Source organism: Streptomyces sp. NBC_00669, from assembly GCF_036226785.1.
Taxonomy (GTDB): Bacteria; Actinomycetota; Actinomycetes; order Streptomycetales; family Streptomycetaceae; genus Actinacidiphila.
On the sequence record NZ_CP109018.1, the window covers coordinates 3,444,874 to 3,463,077 of the forward strand.

Annotated in this window: 19 protein-coding genes, 1 tRNA gene and 1 pseudogene; 15 read left to right on the plus strand and 6 right to left on the minus strand. The window is 71.8% G+C overall.

Annotated elements, in window-relative coordinates; translation table 11 throughout:
- The first annotated feature begins 63 nt into the window (after positions 1-63).
- The 3 genes from OG896_RS13920 to OG896_RS13930 are packed head-to-tail and all read left to right on the plus strand — an operon-like array spanning position 64 to position 3,179.
- A complete protein-coding gene (locus tag OG896_RS13920; protein WP_329365463.1) occupies positions 64-1,881 on the plus strand; it encodes an albusnodin/ikarugamycin family macrolactam cyclase in 1,818 nt (605 codons plus the stop codon).
- Positions 1,874-2,602 carry a lasso peptide biosynthesis B2 protein gene (locus tag OG896_RS13925; RefSeq protein WP_329365464.1) on the plus strand — a complete coding sequence of 243 codons (729 nt, stop codon included), beginning with the start codon at positions 1,874-1,876 and terminating at the stop codon, positions 2,600-2,602. The genes OG896_RS13920 and OG896_RS13925 overlap by 8 nt, the downstream gene beginning before the upstream one ends.
- Positions 2,603-2,624: 22 nt before the next feature.
- A complete protein-coding gene (locus OG896_RS13930) occupies positions 2,625-3,179 on the plus strand; it encodes a GNAT family N-acetyltransferase (protein ID WP_329373989.1) in 555 nt (184 codons plus the stop codon).
- Positions 3,180-3,203: 24 nt separating this feature from the next.
- On the opposite strand, the gene OG896_RS13935 is transcribed toward OG896_RS13930, so the two are convergent.
- Entirely contained in the window at positions 3,204-3,872 is a 669-nt protein-coding gene (locus OG896_RS13935; RefSeq protein ID WP_329365466.1) for a hypothetical protein, read from the minus strand.
- Between the two features lie 178 nt (positions 3,873-4,050).
- On the opposite strand from OG896_RS13935, the gene OG896_RS13940 reads away from it, so the two are divergent.
- A complete protein-coding gene (locus OG896_RS13940; RefSeq protein WP_329365468.1) occupies positions 4,051-4,866 on the plus strand; it encodes an enoyl-CoA hydratase-related protein in 816 nt (271 codons plus the stop codon).
- Between the two features lie 100 nt (positions 4,867-4,966).
- Positions 4,967-6,121, plus strand: coding sequence for a GGDEF domain-containing protein (locus tag OG896_RS13945; protein ID WP_329365470.1), 1,155 nt, complete (start codon positions 4,967-4,969; stop codon positions 6,119-6,121).
- Between the two features lie 193 nt (positions 6,122-6,314).
- Here OG896_RS13945 and OG896_RS13950 read toward each other — a convergent pair.
- Together OG896_RS13950 and OG896_RS13955 are read right to left on the minus strand one after the other, a co-directional pair.
- A pseudogene (locus OG896_RS13950) lies at positions 6,315-6,401 on the minus strand (tat (twin-arginine translocation) pathway signal sequence domain-containing protein); the annotation flags it as partial.
- Positions 6,402-6,415: 14 nt separating this feature from the next.
- Positions 6,416-7,090 carry an XRE family transcriptional regulator gene (locus OG896_RS13955; RefSeq protein ID WP_329365472.1) on the minus strand — a complete coding sequence of 225 codons (675 nt, stop codon included), beginning with the start codon at positions 7,088-7,090 and terminating at the stop codon, positions 6,416-6,418.
- 268 nt (positions 7,091-7,358) lie between these two features.
- Between OG896_RS13955 and OG896_RS13960 the strand changes: the two genes are divergently transcribed.
- The 5 genes from OG896_RS13960 (at position 7,359) to OG896_RS13980 (ending at position 9,912) form a co-directional block, all read left to right on the plus strand.
- The gene (locus tag OG896_RS13960; protein ID WP_329365473.1) at positions 7,359-7,754 is read left to right on the plus strand and encodes a hypothetical protein; all 396 of its coding nucleotides are present in this window, start codon (positions 7,359-7,361) and stop codon (positions 7,752-7,754) included.
- A gap of 4 nt (positions 7,755-7,758) precedes the next feature.
- Positions 7,759-7,860, plus strand: a tRNA-Cys gene (locus OG896_RS13965).
- A gap of 83 nt (positions 7,861-7,943) precedes the next feature.
- Positions 7,944-8,810, plus strand: coding sequence for a helix-turn-helix domain-containing protein (locus OG896_RS13970; protein ID WP_329365475.1), 867 nt, complete (start codon positions 7,944-7,946; stop codon positions 8,808-8,810).
- Positions 8,807-9,313, plus strand: a complete 507-nt coding sequence (locus OG896_RS13975; protein ID WP_329365476.1) for a DUF6907 domain-containing protein — start codon at positions 8,807-8,809, stop codon at positions 9,311-9,313. The genes OG896_RS13970 and OG896_RS13975 overlap by 4 nt, the downstream gene beginning before the upstream one ends.
- A gap of 185 nt (positions 9,314-9,498) precedes the next feature.
- Positions 9,499-9,912 (plus strand): NUDIX hydrolase, encoded by a 414-nt coding sequence (locus OG896_RS13980; protein WP_329365478.1) that lies wholly within the window; start codon positions 9,499-9,501, stop codon positions 9,910-9,912.
- A 62-nt stretch (positions 9,913-9,974) separates the two neighbouring features.
- On the opposite strand, the gene OG896_RS13985 is transcribed toward OG896_RS13980, so the two are convergent.
- Together OG896_RS13985 and OG896_RS13990 are read right to left on the minus strand one after the other, a co-directional pair.
- A complete protein-coding gene (locus OG896_RS13985) occupies positions 9,975-11,414 on the minus strand; it encodes an adenylate/guanylate cyclase domain-containing protein (protein ID WP_329365480.1) in 1,440 nt (479 codons plus the stop codon).
- Between the two features lie 100 nt (positions 11,415-11,514).
- Positions 11,515-12,387: a biotin--[acetyl-CoA-carboxylase] ligase gene (locus tag OG896_RS13990; protein ID WP_329365482.1), complete on the minus strand. Its 873-nt coding sequence runs from the start codon at positions 12,385-12,387 to the stop codon at positions 11,515-11,517.
- Positions 12,388-12,571: 184 nt separating this feature from the next.
- On the opposite strand from OG896_RS13990, the gene OG896_RS13995 reads away from it, so the two are divergent.
- From OG896_RS13995 to OG896_RS14010, 4 genes are all read left to right on the plus strand, one after another.
- Positions 12,572-14,161 carry an acyl-CoA carboxylase subunit beta gene (locus tag OG896_RS13995; RefSeq protein ID WP_329365484.1) on the plus strand — a complete coding sequence of 530 codons (1,590 nt, stop codon included), beginning with the start codon at positions 12,572-12,574 and terminating at the stop codon, positions 14,159-14,161.
- A gap of 44 nt (positions 14,162-14,205) precedes the next feature.
- A complete protein-coding gene (locus tag OG896_RS14000; RefSeq protein ID WP_443057033.1) occupies positions 14,206-14,421 on the plus strand; it encodes an acyl-CoA carboxylase subunit epsilon in 216 nt (71 codons plus the stop codon).
- Between the two features lie 170 nt (positions 14,422-14,591).
- Positions 14,592-14,726, plus strand: coding sequence for a morphogenic membrane protein MmpB (mmpB, locus tag OG896_RS14005; RefSeq protein WP_328468464.1), 135 nt, complete (start codon positions 14,592-14,594; stop codon positions 14,724-14,726).
- A 42-nt stretch (positions 14,727-14,768) separates the two neighbouring features.
- The gene (locus OG896_RS14010) at positions 14,769-15,380 is read left to right on the plus strand and encodes a Maf family protein (RefSeq protein ID WP_328468462.1); all 612 of its coding nucleotides are present in this window, start codon (positions 14,769-14,771) and stop codon (positions 15,378-15,380) included.
- Between the two features lie 117 nt (positions 15,381-15,497).
- Here the strand turns inward: OG896_RS14010 and OG896_RS14015 are convergent, their stop codons facing one another.
- Positions 15,498-15,935 (minus strand): hypothetical protein, encoded by a 438-nt coding sequence (locus OG896_RS14015; RefSeq protein ID WP_329365487.1) that lies wholly within the window; start codon positions 15,933-15,935, stop codon positions 15,498-15,500.
- A gap of 437 nt (positions 15,936-16,372) precedes the next feature.
- On the opposite strand from OG896_RS14015, the gene OG896_RS14020 reads away from it, so the two are divergent.
- Positions 16,373-18,133, plus strand: coding sequence for an acetyl/propionyl/methylcrotonyl-CoA carboxylase subunit alpha (locus OG896_RS14020; RefSeq protein ID WP_329365489.1), 1,761 nt, complete (start codon positions 16,373-16,375; stop codon positions 18,131-18,133).
- Positions 18,134-18,204: the final 71 nt, after the last annotated feature.

Below are 18,204 nucleotides of genomic sequence, written 5' to 3' on the forward strand. Positions count from 1 at the left end.
ACCCCGGGATCACGGGGTGCCCCACCGCACGGCCGACCGTTCGGACCTGGGAAGGAGTTTGTTGTGATCTTCGGAGGATTCACGCACGGGTCCGGGAACGGGCTGTGCCCTGCCGGCGCCGCTCGTCTCGACCCCGACCCACTGCTCTGGCAGACCGGCCCGGCGGCGGCCCGGTCATTCGGCACGTCACGCGACGGCACGGTGACTTTGCTGGGCTCGTGCGGCGCCGCCGACGCCGAGTTGCGGGCCCTGGTCGGCCGACCGGCGCACCCGGACATCGCCTGGCGGTGGTCGGGCGCGTACGCGGTGGTGGAGCAGCGCGGAGAGCGCACGGTCGTCCATACCGATCCGGCCGGAGCGCTGCCGCTCTACGCCGCCCGCTACGAGGGTGGTTGGGCCTGGTCGAGCTCGGCGCGCGCCCTGGCGGAGCTCACAGCTGCCGAGGTGGACCCGGTGCGGCTCGCGATCGCCGTGTTCCTGCCGCACATCCCTGCGGCGGTCGGGGACAGGTCGTTCTTCACCGGCGTCCGGCAACTCCCGCCCGGCGCCCGGATCGAGCTCGCCCCGGGCCGAGACCTACGGTGTACGTCGACGTGGCGACCCGATCCCCTCCCGGGCCCCGCCCACAACCGGCTGCGCACCGTACTGGAGGACGCCGTACGGCTGCGGGTCGCGGCCGATCCGAACCTGACGTGCGACCTGTCGGGTGGCCTGGACTCCTCCACACTCGCTCTGCTCGCCGCGACCGCCCGGCCCGGAGACGGGGCGCTGAACGCGGTCACGGTTCACCCGGACGGCCAGACGACCGGCGCCGATCTCACATACGCACGCCAGGCCGCCGCCCATCACCCGCGGCTCGCCCACCACCTGCTCCCCCTGGGCGCCGAGCACCTGCCCTACACCGACATCACCGCCGTCCCGGCCACCGACGAACCTGCCCCGTCCACCCTGACCCGGGCCCGTCTCGAAGGACAACTGCGCTGGATGGGTGAACGGTTCGGCAGCCGCACCCATCTGACCGGCGACGGCGGCGACAGCGTCCTGTTCGTACCGCCCGCCCACCTCGCCGACCTGCTGAGCCACCGCCGCTGCCGGCGCGCCACCACCGAGGCCGCGGGCTGGGCCCGACTCCGCCACAGCCCGGTGATCCCGCTGCTTCGCGACGCTCGCACCCTCGCCCGCACCAGCCGTGCCCGAGCCATGACGTACCTGGCCGGTGCCCTTGAGGAGCGTGCCCCGCTGGCGGGCACAGCCGGGCGGGGTGACGTCGCGTGGTTCCCTGCGCTACCGCTGCCTGGCTGGGCCACAGACGATGCCGTCCGCCTGCTGACCGGCGCCGTCGGCCAAGCCGCCGCAGCCGAAGATCCACTGCCCGGCCTCGACATCGCGGTGAGAATCTTGGTGGACGAGGTCCGAGAGGTTGCCCGGACCGGGGCCGCCGACGCCCAACTCGCCGCCGCCTTTGGCATCGAACTGCACAACCCGTTCCTCGACCCGCGCGTCGTCGATGCCGTACTGCGCACCGAGATCCGGGCCCGGCCCCCGATCCACGCCTACAAGCCCGTCCTCGTCCGGGCCATGGACGGCGTGCTACCGGCCGCCCTCGCCGCGAGGGTGACGAAGGGCAGCTTCAACGCGGACCACTACACCGGGCTGCGCGCCAACCTGCCCGGCCTCGACGCCCTGGCCGACGGCCGTCTCGCGGCTTTCGGCCTCCTGGACCCGGGCCTGTTGCGCGCCCACCTCGCCCAGGCCGCCGCCGGCATCCCGATGTCGCTGGCGGCCCTGGAGCAGGCACTGGCCGCCGAAGCGTGGCTCCGCGCCGTCGAACACGCTCCTCCCACCTGGTTGCGCCCCCGCGAAGGAGAACGCCGTGGATGACCTGCCCGTGTTCGCCACCTGCCCCCGGCACGTCCGTGCCGTCGACTTCGGCCACGCCCTGGTCCTCATCAACTACCGCACCAGCCGCGTCCAGGCCCTCCAGCCTCCGGCCACATCCCAATGGGGCGCCACCTCGCACACCGGTGTCCTCGACGCCATTGACCCCGCCCTCGCCCGCCGGCTCCTCGCTCTGGGCCTCCTCACACCGACGCGCGACCCGGCCCCCTGGCCGCCCGCGCTGCGCGCCCGCTCGGCTCGAGCCAGTTGGGGCAGCACCGAACACCCCGCGGGCATCAACCGACCGCCCCGGGTCGCGCTCACCGGAACACTCTCCGCCGCGACCGCGCTCACCACCGCCTTCGCCATCACCCGCCGTGGCCACGACAGCATGTGGCGCACCGTCGCGCTCCTGACCACCTCCGTTGCGCGGACAGTCCGACCTGCGACGTTTGAGCAGGCAACCGGAGCCGTCCAAGCCGTCCGGCGCGCCGGATGGTACTTCCCCGGCCGTACTGCGTGCCTGGAGGAATCCGTTGCCGCGGTTCTGCTGCTGGGCGCCCGACGTCTCGGCGTGCGCTGGTGCCACGGCATCGCGTCCGACCCGATACGGCTGCACGCATGGGTGCAGACTGAGGACGGCGCCGACGTCGCCGAGCCGTCCTCGACTTGCGCCTACACCCCCGTGCTCACCATCGGAGACCGTCATCGCCAGCCCCTCTGACCCGACCGACCCGATCATCTGGCTGCGCACCGAGACCTGCGGACTCGGGTCTTACCGCGCCGACCTCGTCGAGACGTACTGGCGCTGGGAGCAGGACCCCGCGCTCCTGGTCGGCTACGGGCGTCAGGCCCCCGAATCACTGGAGGCGCGCACCGAGGGCATGGCCCACCAGTTGCGCGGCGAGAACATCCGCTTCACCGTCTACGACCTCGCCGACGACCAGCCGCTCCCGGTCGGGGTCGCGACCCTGCTGCCCGACCACAGCGTCCGCACCGCCGAGTTCGTCATCATGCTGGCCCCGGAGTCCCGCGGCCAGGGCACAGGAACCGCCGCGACCCGGCTCACGCTCGACTACGCCTTCCACGTCACCAACCTGCGGATGGTCTGGCTGAAGGTCCTCGCGCCGAACGCGGGCGCGATCCGCGCGTACGAGAAGGCCGGCTTCCGGCACGTCGGCCCGATCCGCCAAGCCGGGTACTGGCTCGGCCAGGTGTGCGACGAGCTCGTGATGGACGCTCTGGCCTCGGAGTTCACCGGCCCGTCGGCCATCGCTTCGCCAGTCTCCGCGTCTCGCTGAGGACCCGGACGAGCTCCTTCCCTGTCACCCGCCGCCCCGGCGGTCCTGGCCGCGGTCCTCGCGGCGGCCCCGGCGGCGGTCCTCACGGCGCCGGTCGCGGAGGTCCACCGCCAAGGCGCCGAGGCCGAAGAGCAGGAGGCCGCCGGACACGGCGGCGGCGAGGAGCGCGAAGACGATGTTCGTGACGCTGTGGCTGCGCGCGGCGCCCGACGTGTCCACGTGGACGTACGCGACCGTGCCGTCGGGGTAGCGGCGGGCGGCGTCGCGGCGCTGCTGGTGGGAGCGGCCGTCGACGCTCCAGTGGTAGACGCAGGAGTACACGTCCTGGCTGGAACCGACGTCCGGGTTCACCACGGTGCCGTCCCGGCGGCACGCGGTGACGGTCGCGCGGACCTTCGTGGGGGAGTCGCCCCACTCCCGCAGCGCGTGCGTGCTCCACGCGGTCGAGGCCGCGCAACTCCAGACCAGGGCGAGCGCCACCGCGGACGCGCCGAGGTGTTCGCCCAGGTCCTCCCCCTTGCGCAGGGGCAGGGCGGTCAGCACGGCCACCAGCAGGGCGGCCGCGGTCACGGTGAGCGTGATCCGGGCCGGCGCCTCCCACGCGCGGTCGGCCACCACCAGCCACAACACGACCCACCCCGCGACCGCCGACGCGGTCACCGCCGCGACCGAGACCCGCTGCCACCTGTTCACGCCGCCCGCCCCCCTCCGGCGCCCACGCGGCGCCGTGCGGTTCCATGCTCACCACCCGGCGCGGGCCCGTAAAGCCACTCCGGAGGCTCCGCCGGGAACGGCGGCGGGCGGACGCGGTGGCGTGCGAGGATGGCGGGAGGTTTGCGATCGTTAACCGAGCGCGGGAGGGACGGGCGGAATGGGCGAGCAAGTGGAAGAGGGCACGCGGAGGTTCGGGGACTTCGTGGTGGTGCGCCGGCACGGGGACCGTGTCGCCGAGGTGGTGCTGGACCGCCCGAAGGCGATGAACGCGGTGTCGACGGGCATGGCCGAGGCGATCGCGGCCGCGTGCGCGGCGGTGGCCGCGGACCCGGCCGTGAGCGTGGCGGTGCTGACCTCGTCGAGCGAGCGCGCCTTCTGCGCCGGAGCGGACCTGAAGGAGCGGAACTCGCTGAGCGACGCCGAGTTGCTGCGCCAGCGCCCGCGCGCACGGGCGGCGTACGGCGGCGTGCTCGACCTGCCGATGCCCGCGATCGCCGCGGTGGGCGGGTTCGCCCTGGGCGGCGGGTACGAACTCGCCCTCGCCTGCGACCTCATCGTCGCGGACGAGTCCGCGGTGGTCGGGCTGCCGGAGGTGTCCGTGGGGGTCATCCCCGGTGGCGGCGGCACCCAACTGCTGCCGCGCCGGGTGGGCGCCGCCCGGGCCGCGGAACTGGTCTTCACCGCGCGCCGCGTCCCGGCGGCCGAAGCGCTGGAGCTGGGCATGGTCGACCAGCTCGTGCCCGCGGGCCAGGCCCGTACCGTCGCTCTCGCCCTCGCGGAGCGCATCGCGGGGAACTCCCCGGTGGGGTTGCGCGCCGCCAAGCAGGCCCTGCGGGTCGGCCACGGGCTGGACCTGCGGACCGGCCTGGAGGTCGAGGACGCGGCCTGGCGCACCGTCGCGTTCTCGGCGGACCGGGCGGAGGGGGTCGCGGCGTTCAACGAGAAGCGCCGGCCCGCCTGGCCCGGGCTCTGACACCGCCGCAGCCGGGGCGGCGGGAATCGGGGAGGTCCGTTCGGCTCAGTGCGGGGCCGGTCGAGCGTCAAGGCGGGGCAAACGTGCCTAGCCTGGGGTGATGGCGGAAGGTACAGCCGATGTGCGGCTGCGGGCGGTCGTCGAGCTGGCACAGGCGCTGGCCACGGCGCAGACCCCGCGTGCGACGGTCCGGGCGGGGGCGCGCCGCGCCCGGCTGGCGATGCAGGGCACCTTCGCCGCGGTCTCGGCGTGGGAGCGGGAGACCGGCCGGCTGCGGGTCCTGGTCAACGACGGCGACCTGGCCCCGGGCGAGGAGGCGGAGCCGGCCGACGAGTCGTACTCGGTGCACGACTTCCCGGAGATCGCCGAGTTCCTGCACGGCACCTGGGCCGCGGGCGGTGAGCCGCACGCGTGGGTGGAGACGAAGGACGCGACCGGTACGTCCCCCGGCGGAGGAAGCTGGGGCCGGGCCGCGGCGCTGCGGCGGCGCGGGCGGGGCAGCTGCGTGGTCGCGCCGATCGTGCTGCACGGGCGGGCCTGGGGCGAGCTGTACGTCGCGCGGCGGGTGGGCGAGGCCGGCTTCGACCGCGCGGACGCCGACTTCGCCACGGTGCTGGCGGCGCTGATCGCGTCCGGGATCGCCCAGACCGAACGCCTCGCCGAAGTCCAACTCCTCGCGTTCACCGATCCGTTGACGGGCCTCGGCAACCGCAGGGCGGTGGACGTGCGGCTGGACGAGGCGCTGGAGCTGCACCGGGAGCAGGGCGCGGTGGTGAGCCTGGTGGTGTGCGACCTGAACGGGCTGAAGCGGGTCAACGACCGGCTCGGGCACGCGGTCGGCGACCGGTTGCTGGAACGATTCGGCTCGCTCCTCTCGCTCTGCGGCGCGATGCTTCCCGGGAGTCTCGCGGCACGGCTCGGCGGGGACGAGTTCTGCCTCGTCGCGGTGGGGCAGACCGCCGACGAAGTCGTACGCGCCGCCGACGAGTTGTGCCGCCGCGCCGCCGAACTGGAAGTCGGTGACGGAGTGGCCTGCGGGCTCGCCTCCACCGGTGACCCGATCGGACCGGTCCGCTCCGCCCGGCGCCTCTTCCGTCTGGCGGACGCGGCACAGTACCGGGCGAAGGCGCTCCGCGCGGACTACCCGGTGGTCGCGGGCCGTGAGGGCCCGCAGGACCCGGTGGTCCGCCTCGCCGACTCCCCCCCGTCCCGCCCCGAAGGCGAACGCCGCAGGCTCCGTGGACGGCGCCCCTGACCCCCGGGGTGCCCCGGGTTCCGTCCGGCCGAGGGACCACCTGCCGGTGGGGGGCACGCACGGCCCCCGGCAGCCGGCCGAGCCTCCGGATCTACGGACCTACGGACGAACGTGGCGTTCTCGCTGCGCTGAAGCAGGACGACACGGTTCCGGAACCACGATGCGTCCCTTCGCCGGCCGGCCGATCGGCATCTCAGGCCAGCGCTTCCCGCGCGCGGCGGGCCAGTTCGGACGCTCCGGGCACCCTACGTCGTTGGTAGACGGCGAGAGGTGACCGGAGCCGACCGGCCGGAGTCAGTTCCGCACTGCTTTCGTCGCGTCAATGGGGACACCCCTTGACCACAACTCCTCGGCGTGCTCAGCGAAACGATCGAAGAGTCCCCCTGTGCTCAGCTTTCGCAGGTGAAGAAGGGGCGAGTCATGCCCGACCAATCGAGCGAGATGCGGAGTGACGAGGGCTTCGCCATCGAATCGGAACACGGACAAGGACACGTGGTTCACCGCGTCTTCCGTCGCCGAGTACCGGACCTCAAGCCCCTGGTGCGATCCGAGTTTCTCTATGTGCTCCAGGGTGATGCGAATCCGCGTCGACACGCTGAGAGCAACCTCTTCCACCCGCTCTCGACTGCGCGTGACCTCACCTTCGGGATCTCCGAGCAGAAAACGGACTCGACATCCATTGTCGAGTTTCCCGAGCAGAGTTGCAACGAAATGCGGTTGATCCAACCAAAGGAAATAATTCGTGTAGCCGGCGAAGAAAAGATCATCTGCAGCGTTGGCGGTCAGCTCCCCCCAAACCGTCGACGGACACGCCGAGCGGTAGGGGTAAGAGCGAACAATCTCCTGGTCGCCACCCGTCTTGATTCGATTTTTCACCGCTTTCGGCCACAGCATATCCTGGTCAACTCCCAGCACAGAGGATACGTCTTCCCGATTTCTGGCGTGCGGGATCAGCTCCGCGTCAGCCACCCATCGTTCAACGGTCTTGCCAGAAACGCCAACTCGAAGCGCAAGCTGTCGCGGCGACATGCTCGCCGACTGCATAGCAGATCGCAGGTACGTATTCAATACTTACCCCTGGGTCGTTTGGGCGTTCTCTACGATAGCGGCCAGACGTCTGGACTGTCTCCCGACCTGGAAACAAAAGTCCCTGACGGGTCTTCACCATGGACTGACACAGCCCCGGATGCCGCTGTCGCGGCGCGGGGTGTGACGCACCTGGGAGGCAGGCCGACATGTGGAAACCCGTCAGGCGTTGGTGGCCGGCGCCGCGCACTGCTCTGATTGGTGTCGCGATCTCAACGCAGTCGGGGGCTGCACGGTGAGTCTGCGATTGCTGCCCTGGCCCGGGCCGAACGGACAGGCGTGTTACCTGCCCTCGGTTGAGCGCGACACGGCATCGGCTTTGTGGCGGTTGGCGGACGAGATGGAGTCGGTGCAGCTCGGAATGGGCTCGGAGTTGCTGGGCTTCGTGCGTAAGACGCTGCGGGAGGCGGCTCCGTCGGAGACCGAACTCCACGGCATGGTGACGCACTTGTGCACGGCGTTGTCGGACGCGCTGCGCGTTGCCGACAGCCGTGGTGCGCTGCTGGACCTGCCACCGGTGGCACCCGGTCGCCCCCTTGATTCATGAACTCCCCCTTGTAGCTCAGTCAGGAAGAGCCCGGGCGGCACCGCACACTCTCCGTTCATGCGTGCGGGCAGGCCCGATGACTCCGGTTCGAGTCCGGACGAGGGGACATGGCGCCCCGGCACGCGGAATTCCCGTGGCCCCCGGGGCACATAGCACCAGCACGACCATCACCGTAGAGAGGAATTCCGTATGGCCGGAAGCAGCGTAAGCGGCGGGAGCGGGAGCAAGGTCGTCATCGACTGGGAGTGGTTATCCGCGCGGGAGTTGTACGCCAGCGAGCTGGCCTGTCGGCGGCAGCAGGCGGGGCTGACGTTGATGGAACTCGCGGGGCTGTGCATGTACGAGCAGTCGTACCTGCACCGGCTGGAGCGGGGGCAACGTCTCGGCACCCTTGAAGCGGCTGCCGCGCTGGACAAGGTGTACGGCACGGGCGACCTCCTGGTGAAGCTGTGGCACCTGGCCAAACGCGAGGCGAAGGACCGACCGTTCCTCGGATTGGCGCCCCTGGAAGCGGACGCGGTGAGCGTCCAGGAGTACGCCGTCAGCGCCGTGCCGTACCTGCTCCAGACCCGCGCGTACGCCGAGGAGCAACTGAGCACCGTCCGCCCGCACCGGGTCAAGGAGTTGGGCGCCCAGGTCGCCGCACGGCTGAAGCGGCAAGACCGTCTGACCGGACCGAACCCCGTCCACTACCGCGCGTTGATCGATGAAGCCGTGCTGCGGCGCAAAGCCCGCGACCCCCGGACGTGGACCGCCCAACTGGAACACCTCATCGAGACCGCCCAGCAGCCCGATGTCTCCCTGCACGTCGTCCCGTTCGGCACCGGCCCGCACCACATCCGCAGCTGCCTGGAGCTGATCTTCTTCCAGGACGGCCACGTGGTGGCGTACACGCAAAGCAGTTGGAGCGGCCACCTCGTGGAGGAACCCGAAGACGTCGAACCGCTGCGCCTCGCCTACGACTTGCTCCGCGACACCGCCCTCACGCCGACGGACTCGCTGACCTTCCTCCGCACCGCGCTGGCCGAACACACCGCGATGGAGCCCCACCGATGAGCACCGACGCCTCGGCGTTGGGTACGACCAGCCGAGCACGCACCTGGCGGATCACCACGACCAACGGCACCACGGCCTACGGCTACCTGCCCGCCTGGGCGGACGACGACCCCAGCGAGACCGACCTCGACCCGCGCGCCCTGAGCCTCACCCTCACCGACATCGTGCACCACTTCCCGTTCACGGCCCTGGCCACGCCCCTCGTCAGCCAAAGCGACGACGACCCGGACGCCGACGACGGCATCGCGTCGTACTTCTGCGAGATCGAATGCCACCCGCACCCCGACCACGCCCGCCCCGACGACCCCCTCACCCCCGTCCTCCTCGTCCAGATCACCCAGAACCACACGACGACCTGCCACGAACCCGCCGAACTCGCCGCGCTCATCGCCCGGTTACGCGCCCACACCGACTTCCTCGCCCACGACGTCCTCCCCGCCTTCCGCACCATCCACGAGGACTGGGCCAGCCACCAACGCAAGCCCACGAAACAGCCCTCGTGAGCTGGGACATACGGCGGTGCCGTCATCCTTCCGAAGGTGCGCGCACGCGGCGAGAGCGCGGTTCGTTCTGCTGACATCACCGAACAGCGAAGACCAAGGGCAGCATGACGCTTTACGAACTGGCCGGCCCCAGGCGTTACACGTCGTCATCTCCCGCCAGTGATCGCGGCTTTGGAGGAACAATCGTGACCGATCAACCCACCGATGAGCGCCCGGGTATCTCGGCGGCGATCATCGCCCATGAGGGCCGTGTCCTGATGGTCCGTCGACGTATCGCCGAGGGACAGCTCTCCTGGCAGTTCCCGGCCGGAGCGATCGAGGCGGGAGAGTCGCCGGAGGAAGCCGCCGTTCGGGAGACGCTTGAGGAGACCGGTCTGCACGTCGTAGCCGTCCGGCTGATCGGCGAGCGGGTCCATCCGAAGACGCACCGGCTGATGTCGTACACCGCCTGCGACGTCGTAGCGGGCACCGCACGTGTCGCTGACGACGACGAACTGGCGGAGCTGGCCTGGTGTGCGCACTCCGAGATCGCCGAATACGTTCCCTACGGGCTCTTCGCGCCTGTGCAGGCGTACTTGGACGGTGTTCTCGCCAGGTAGGGACCCCCTCCGGCGGGTGCCCCCGGAAGCGACGGGAACGAGGGCACCCGGGGGGGATCGGGTCAGGCCTCTCGGCGAGAGAGCAGCCAGGGTTCGACCACGCCGAGCCCTCGGACCGGGCGGCGCCACATCGGCTGGAGGGCGAAGCGGTACTTCTCCGCGGTCGCGTCGACGTCGGCCTCGGAGAGCGGGGCCTCCCCGGCCGCGCCGAGCGCCTCCGCGAAGTCCCCGTCCACGAGGACGGCGTCGCGTGGCGCTATCGAGGTGAGCCGGGACGCGAGGTTGACGGTCGTCCCGAACACGTCCCCCATCCGCGTGGTGACCGTGCCGAACGCCATCCCCACCCGCAGCGCGGGCATCGTCTCGTCGCCGGTCATCGTCTCGATCAGCCGGATACCGATCTCCGCTGCGGTCCCCGGGTCGTCGGCGACGAAGAGCACCTCGTCGCCGAGCGTCTTGATCAGCCGTCCTCCGTACGCGGCGACCTGATCCGCCGCGGTGGTCTCGAACGCCTCGACCAGCTCGCCGAGTTCCTCCTCCTCCAGCCGGCGGGTGAGCCGGGTGAAGCCCACCAGGTCGGCGAAGCCGACGGCGAGCCGGCGGTCGACCGCCTCCTCGTCGTCGGACTGTACGACCCGGCTGGTGGCGGCCGCGACCTGCCGGCGCCACACGTAGATCAGGAACTCCTCCAGCTCGGGCAGCAGCAACTCGACCAGCGGGTAAGCCACTTCGGCCCGGGTCATGCCCGGCTCGGGCGGCTCGGTCAGGCCCTCCAGGAAGGAGTCGGTCTGCCAGTCGGCGAGCCGCGCGGTGGTCTGCCCGGTGGACCGCGCCACCTGGATCGCCATCGACTCGCTGAGCAGGCCCGCCTCGACCAGCCCGGCCAGGCGGCGCAGCGCCAGGACGTCCGCCTCGGTGAGCGCCTTGGCCTGGCCGATGTCGGCGAAGCCCATCGCCCGCCAGAAACGGGAGGCCAGGTCCATGGACACGCCCGCGGTACGGGCCGCCTGGAACGGGGTGTAGCGGCGCGGCGCGCCGAGGATCAGCTGCTCCAACCGCAGCGCCAGCGGGTGCTCCCCGGACTCCACCCCTGCCTCGCCGAGGTCCTGGTCCTGGTCCTGGTCCTGGTCCTGGTCCTGGTCCTGGTCCGGGTCCTCGTCCTGGTTCTCGTCCTGGTTCTCGCCAGGGTCTGCTTCCTCGCCGGCTCCCCCGCCGCCGTCCGGTTCTCCCCCGCCGCCGTCCGCGCCGTCTTCCGGTCCACCGGAAAGTGCGGGCTCGCCGCCCCCCGCCGCTTCACCGGAACCCTCGGCACCACCCGAACCCTCAGCACCACCCGAACCCTCAGCACCACCCGAACCCTCAGCACCGCCTGAACCCGCGGCCCCACCAGAACCCTCGGCCCGGGCATCGCCGGACGCCGAATCACCGCCGGACGCGGCACGCGCACCGTCGGAGGCGGCTTCACCGCCGGAGGCATTCGGCGGGGGGCTGTCGTTGTCCACGTCTACCGCCCGGCCCCTGAAGAGTCCCTGCGCACAGCCCTTCCGATCATCGAGACGACGCAGCCCCTCAACGATACGGCAGGTGTGCCCTGGCTCACTCTCACCCGGTGGGGCGCAGATGGACCACGTCGCCGGCGCCGACCGCCTGCTCGCCGTGCGACCCGGCGATCACCAGCCGCCCGTCGCCGTCGACCGCGACCGCCGTGCCGGACAGGTCCCGGCCGCCGGGCAGCTCGGCCCGCACCTGGCGGCCGAGGGTGGCGCAGCCCGCCGCGTAGGTCTGCTGGAGCCGGGACGCGGCCGGGTCGCCGCCCGCCGCCCGCCAGGCGTCGTACCAGTCGCCGAGGGAGCGCAGGACGGCCCGCAGCAGGGGGTCGCGGTCGGTGCCGGGGGCGCCGGCGAGGGCGAGCGAGGTGGCGGTGCCGACCGGCAGTTCCTCGGCGCGCAGCGACACGTTCAGCCCGATGCCGACGACGACCGCGGTCTCCCCGACCCGCTCGGCGAGGATGCCGCCGGCCTTGCGCTCCTCGCCGTCAACGGTGAGCAGCAGGTCGTTGGGCCATTTGAGTGCCGTGTCGACACCCGCGGCGCGGGACAGCGCGGTGGCGGTGGCGACACCGGCGAGCAGCGGCAGCCAGCCCCAGCGGTGGACGGGCACCGGCTTGCGGATGCCGTCGGCGGTCGCGGCGGCCTCACCCGGCCGGAGCAGCACCGAGAAGAACAGTCCGGACCGGGCGGGTGCGCTCCACCGCCGGTCCAGCCGGCCGCGCCCGGTGGTCTGCTCCTCGGCGACCAGCACCGCGCCCTCGGGCGCGCCGTCGGCGGCCCGGGCGGACAGGTCGCTGTTGGTCGAGCCAGTGGCTTCCACCACATCGAGCGAGGTCCATACCGCTTCCGGTGTGACCACCGCCTTGCGCAGGGCGCCGGCGTTGAGCGGCGGCCGTTCCAGGTCGGACCAGCGGCTGGACGTCATGCCCCCACCCTATGAGCACCGCCCGCGGGAACCACGCCACGCCCGCCGCCCCGCACGCGATGTGGTGAACGCCGCACTGCTCGTTCGTCTGCGTCACCACTACGCTACTCAGCAGCGTTACTCGCCAGTCACGTGCGCGCTGACCGTACGCGTACGACCCGCCGAGAGCAGGAGAGCCGCTTCCATGGCCGAGCCGCAGTACGACATCCACACGACCGCGGGGAAGCTCGCCGATCTGCGCCACCGGATCGAGGAGGCGACGCACGCGGGTTCGCGGCGGGCCGTCGAGAAGCAGCACGCCAAGGGCAAGCTGACCGCCCGGGAACGGATCGAACTGCTGCTGGACGACGGCTCCTTCACCGAGCTGGACGAGCTGGCCAGGCACCGCTCGACCAACTTCGGCCTGGAGGCGAACCGCCCGTACGGCGACGGGGTGGTCACCGGCTACGGGACCGTCGAGGGCCGCCCGGTGGCGGTCTTCTCCCAGGACTTCACGGTCTTCGGCGGGGCGCTGGGCGAGGTGTTCGGCGAGAAGATCGTCAAGGTGATGGACTTCGCGCTGAAGACCGGCTGCCCGGTGATCGGCATCAACGACTCCGGCGGCGCCCGCATCCAGGAGGGCGTCACCTCGCTCGGCATGTACGGCGAGATCTTCCGCCGCAACACCCACGCCTCCGGGGTGATCCCGCAGATCAGCCTGATCGTCGGCCCGTGTGCGGGCGGCGCGGTCTACTCCCCGGCGATCACCGACTTCGTGGTGATGGTCGACCAGACCTCGCACATGTTCATCACCGGTCCCGACGTGATCAAGACGGTGACCGGCGAGGACGTCGGCATGGAGGAGCTGGGTGGCGCGCGCACCCACAACACCACCTCCGGCAACGCCCACCACCTGTCCGGCGACGAGAAGGACGCCTTCGAGTACGTCAAGGCGCTGCTGTCCTACCTGCCGAGCAACAACCTGGAGGAGCCGCCCGCCTTCCCGGCCGAGGCGGACCTGGAGTCCACCGACGAGGACCGCGAGCTGGACACGCTCATCCCGGACTCCGCGAACCAGCCCTACGACATGCACAAGGTGCTCGAACACGTCCTGGACGACGGCGAGTTCCTGGAGACGCAGGCCCTCTTCGCGCCGAACATCCTCACCGGCCTGGGCCGGATCGAGGGCCGGCCGGTGGGCGTGGTCGCCAACCAGCCGCTGCAGTTCGCCGGCTGTCTGGACATCAACGCCTCCGAGAAGGCCGCGCGCTTCGTGCGGACCTGCGACAGCTTCAACATCCCGGTGGTCACCTTCGTCGACGTCCCCGGCTTCCTGCCCGGCACCAGCCAGGAGTGGGACGGCATCATCCGCCGCGGCGCCAAGCTGATCTACGCGTACGCCGAGGCGACCGTGCCCCTCATCACGATCATCACCCGCAAGGCGTTCGGCGGCGCGTACGACGTGATGGGCTCCAAGCACCTGGGCGCGGACCTCAACCTCGCCTGGCCCACCGCCCAGATCGCCGTGATGGGCGCGCAGGGCGCCGTCAACATCCTGCACCGCCGCACCCTCGCCGAGGCGGCCACCCCGGAGGAGGCCGACGCGCTGCGCCGGCAGCTCATCACCGACTACGAGGACACCCTGCTGAATCCTTACGTCGCGGCCGAGCGCGGCTACGTGGACGCGGTCATCGAGCCGTCCAGGACCCGCGCCCAGCTCGTCAAGGCGCTGCGGACGCTGCGCAACAAGCGGGAGAGCCTGCCGCCGAAGAAGCACGGCAACATCCCGCTGTAGCAACGGCAGCCGGGCAGCCGGACCCGCGAAGGAGGACCGTACGGATGATGATCAAGGTGGAGCGGGGCCGGCCGACCCCGGAGGAGCTGGCGGCGGTCGTCGCGCTGGTCCAGGCGCGCGCCGCCGCCCTGGACTCCGACGGTGGCGGCGACGGCCGGACGGGCGCGCGCAGCGCGTGGTCCGACCCGGCCCGTACGGTGCCGGGCGCCGCGCCCCGGCCCGGCCCGACGGCGTGGCGCACCTCGGTGTGGCCGGCCTGACCGTGCAGGATGCCTGACCGTGCAGGATGCCTGACCGTGCAGGGCGCCTGACCGTGCAGGGCGCCTGACCGCAGGGGCCCGTGGGACGGGTGGGGCGGTCAGTGCGTCGGGCCGCGCAGTGAGTACTCGTACTCAGGCGCGCGTCCGCGCGACGGTCCACCCTTGACGGCATGCTGTGGTCCGATGATCAACCGCGCAAGCGCGACGAGGAGTTGCGCCGGGCTCAGGTGATGCTGCGCCGGGCGATGCTGGTGCTCGCGGTGGCGGCGGTCATGGTGATGGCGCTGGCCGCCTGGCATGCGTGAGCGGGCGGCGGTCGCGCTCCCGGCGTTCTCTACGATGGCCCGGTGACCTCTTCGCCCCGCCGCGCCCTCGTCCTCGCGTCCGCCTCGCCCGCCCGTCTCGGGCTGCTGCGACAGGCCGGGCTCGACCCCAAGGTGGTGGTCTCCGGCGTCGACGAGGAGGCGATCACCGCGCCCTCCCCCGCCGAACTGGCCCGCGTGCTGGCCGAGGCGAAGGCGACGGCGGTCGCGGACGGCGGTGGGCTGGACGGCGGCGAGCTGGTGGTCGGCTGCGACTCGGTGCTCGAACTCGACGGTCGCGCGCTGGGCAAGCCGAAGGACGCGGCCGAGGCGACGCAGCGCTGGCACGCGATGCGCGGACGTAGCGGGGTGCTCCAGACCGGGCACTGCGTCATCGACACGGCCGACGGCCGCCGGCTGTCCCGGACCGCCTCCACCACGGTGCACTTCGGCACCCCGGACGACGCCGAGATCGCGGCCTACGTCGCCAGCGGTGAACCCCTCCACGTCGCCGGCGCCTTCACCCTCGACGGCCGCTCGGCCCCCTTCGTCGACGGCATCGAGGGCGACCCGGGCAACGTCATCGGGCTCTCCCTCCCGCTCCTGCGCGCCCTCCTGGCCGAGCTGGGCATCCCCATCACCGACTTGTGGGCGTGACCGCCGACGTGTGGGCGTAGAGCCGGAGGTAGAGGTGGGGCCGGGGGTGGGCGTAGAGCCGGGGGCGGAGGTGGCGCCAGAGATGGGGCCAAGCCTCGCTACGCGGCCGACGCCTCGCTAGGTGGCCGGGACCGCCTCGACGGCGCCGTTCTCGTCGGTACCGTTCTGGTCGGGCGCGTAGAGCAGCAACGTGCCCACGAGCAGCGCGAGTATCACCATCATCACCACGAACGCGTACCACCCGACGAGCCCGACCACGGCGGCGCCGACCACCCCGTGGATGACGGCGCAGACGATGAGCACGATGCGGCCGACCCTGCCGGCCATCCGGTCGCGCAGCGCGATGCGGGCAACCAGCGCCGCGCAGCCGAGCAGGAAGAGCGCGAATATCCCGCCCGCCACCCACGACCCGACCTCCATCGCGTGGGTCGGCAGCCCGCCGAGGGACATCTGCTGGCGGCGAACCGCCAGCCCGAGTATCCAGTTCACCGCAGCGATGGTGAGGGCGTCGAGCACGAGCACCACGGCGGTGGCCACGGCTATACCTCTGCGCACATCGTCCCCCTTGTCATGGTCCGTCCGGGTGGTCCTTGCGAGCCGAAGCCCTACCGCGCCCCGACTCGCCGGGATTTTCCGGGGAGTTACCCCAGGTACCCCGCGGCTCGCAGGCTACTCACGGGTATGCGCGGCGGCAAGGGCCCGGGCACAACCACTCGTCAGGGAACGGACGGCAGCAAAGTTTCCGTGCTCTCTTCGTAGGAACTCCACAAAGGATCGGCGCGTCCCAGGTCGGCCGACATGCGAGACCCGTTCCACACACGGGAGTGCGGGACATTGCGCCAACCCGCGCCGTACCTTGGAATGAGCAGGCTTTCCACGGGTTCTCCGGGCCCCTGGATCACCCTCTGTGTGGGCAACCTCACGTGTAGGGGTGCCTCGGTTTCAAGTGTGGCCATTGCCTAAACTCTGCTTGTTCCAAGGAGGGAGCCATCGTGCGCAAGGTGCTCATCGCCAACCGCGGTGAAATCGCTGTCCGTGTCGCTCGTGCGTGTCGGGATGCCGGTATCGGCAGTGTCGCGGTGTACGCGGAGCCGGACCGGGACGCGGTCCACGTCCGGGTTGCCGACGAGGCGTACGCGCTGGGTGGTGACACCCCGGCGACCAGCTATCTCGACATCGGCAAGGTGCTGGCCGCCGCGGCGGAGTCGGGCGCCGACGCGGTGCACCCCGGCTACGGGTTCCTGTCGGAGAACGCGGAGTTCGCCCAGGCGGTGCTGGACGCCGGGCTGACCTGGATCGGCCCGCCGCCGCAGGCGATCCGCGACCTGGGCGACAAGGTGGCGGCCCGTCACATCGCCCAGCGAGCGGGCGCCCCGCTGGTGGCCGGCACCCCCGACCCGGTGTCGGGTGCGGACGAGGTCGTCGCGTTCGCGAAGGAGCACGGCCTGCCGATCGCCATCAAGGCGGCCTTCGGCGGCGGCGGCCGCGGCCTGAAGGTCGCCCGCACGCTGGAGGAGGTCCCGGAGCTGTACGACTCCGCGGTGCGCGAGGCGGTGGCCGCGTTCGGCCGCGGCGAGTGCTTCGTGGAGCGCTACCTGGACCGGCCCCGGCACGTGGAGACGCAGTGCCTGGCCGACACGCACGGCAACGTGGTGGTGGTCTCCACCCGTGACTGCTCCTTGCAGCGCCGGCACCAGAAGCTCGTGGAGGAGGCCCCGGCGCCCTGGCTGTCGCCGGAGCAGAACGCGCAGCTCTACAGCGCGTCGAAGGCGATCCTGCGCGAGGCCGGCTATGTCGGCGCGGGCACCTGCGAGTTCCTGGTCGGCCAGGACGGCACCATCTCCTTCCTGGAGGTGAACACCCGCCTCCAGGTGGAGCACCCGGTCACCGAGGAGGTCTCCGGCATCGACCTGGTCCGGGAGATGTTCCGGATCGCCGACGGCGAGGCGCTCGGCTACGACGACCCGGAGCACCGCGGCCACTCCTTCGAGTTCCGGATCAACGGCGAGGACCCGGGCCGCAACTTCCTTCCCGCGCCCGGCACCGTCACCGTCTTCACCCCGCCCTCGGGTCCCGGCGTACGGCTGGACGCGGGCGTGGAGTCCGGCAGCGTGATCGGCCCGGCCTGGGACTCCCTGCTGGCGAAGCTGGTGGTGACCGGGGCGACCCGTGAGCAGGCGTTGCAGCGGGCCGCCCGCGCGCTGGGCGAGTTCACCGTCGAGGGCATGGCGACCGCGATCCCGTTCCACCGCGCGGTGGTCGTCGACCCGGCGTTCGCGCCGACGGACGGCGGCCCGTTCACGGTGCACACCCGGTGGATCGAGACGGAGTTCGACAACACCATCCCTCCGTTCAAGGGCGCGGCGGCCGACGAGGAGGAGTCCGGCGGGCGCGAGACCGTCGTGGTCGAGGTCGGCGGCAAGCGCCTGGAGGTGTCGCTGCCCGCGCACCTGGGGATGACGCTGGCCCGTACCGGGCTGGCCGCGGGGGCCAAGCCGAAGCGGCGGGCCGCGGCGAAGGCGAGCGCCGCCGTGTCAGGCGACACGCTCGCCTCGCCGATGCAGGGCACCATCGTGAAGGTCGCGGCCGAGGAGGGCCAGCAGGTCTCCGAGGGCGACCTGATCGTGGTGCTGGAGGCGATGAAGATGGAGCAGCCGCTCAACGCGCACCGCTCCGGCACCGTCGTCGGCCTGAAGGCGGAGGTCGGCTCCTCGATCTCCTCCGGCGCGGTCATCTGCGAGATCAAGGACTGAGGCAGGGCGGGGCGCGCATGGCGCGCCCACGCGGAAGCGGGCGGCGGCTGACCTGGTGTCAGCCGCCGCCC

Bases quoted from the DNA above. Each gene is read 5' to 3' on its own strand.
- OG896_RS13940 (WP_329365468.1), top strand. From the start codon at position 4,051: ATGGGCGAGCAAGTGGAAGAGGGCACGCGGAGGTTCGGGGACTTCGTG.
- OG896_RS13945 (WP_329365470.1), top strand. From the start codon at position 4,967: ATGGCGGAAGGTACAGCCGATGTGCGGCTGCGGGCGGTCGTCGAGCTG.
- OG896_RS13970 (WP_329365475.1), top strand. From the start codon at position 7,944: ATGGCCGGAAGCAGCGTAAGCGGCGGGAGCGGGAGCAAGGTCGTCATC.
- OG896_RS13975 (WP_329365476.1), top strand. From the start codon at position 8,807: ATGAGCACCGACGCCTCGGCGTTGGGTACGACCAGCCGAGCACGCACC.
- OG896_RS13990 (WP_329365482.1), bottom strand. From the start codon at position 12,387: ATGACGTCCAGCCGCTGGTCCGACCTGGAACGGCCGCCGCTCAACGCC.
- OG896_RS13995 (WP_329365484.1), top strand. From the start codon at position 12,572: ATGGCCGAGCCGCAGTACGACATCCACACGACCGCGGGGAAGCTCGCC.
- OG896_RS14000 (WP_443057033.1), top strand. From the start codon at position 14,206: ATGATGATCAAGGTGGAGCGGGGCCGGCCGACCCCGGAGGAGCTGGCG.
- mmpB (WP_328468464.1), top strand. From the start codon at position 14,592: ATGCTGTGGTCCGATGATCAACCGCGCAAGCGCGACGAGGAGTTGCGC.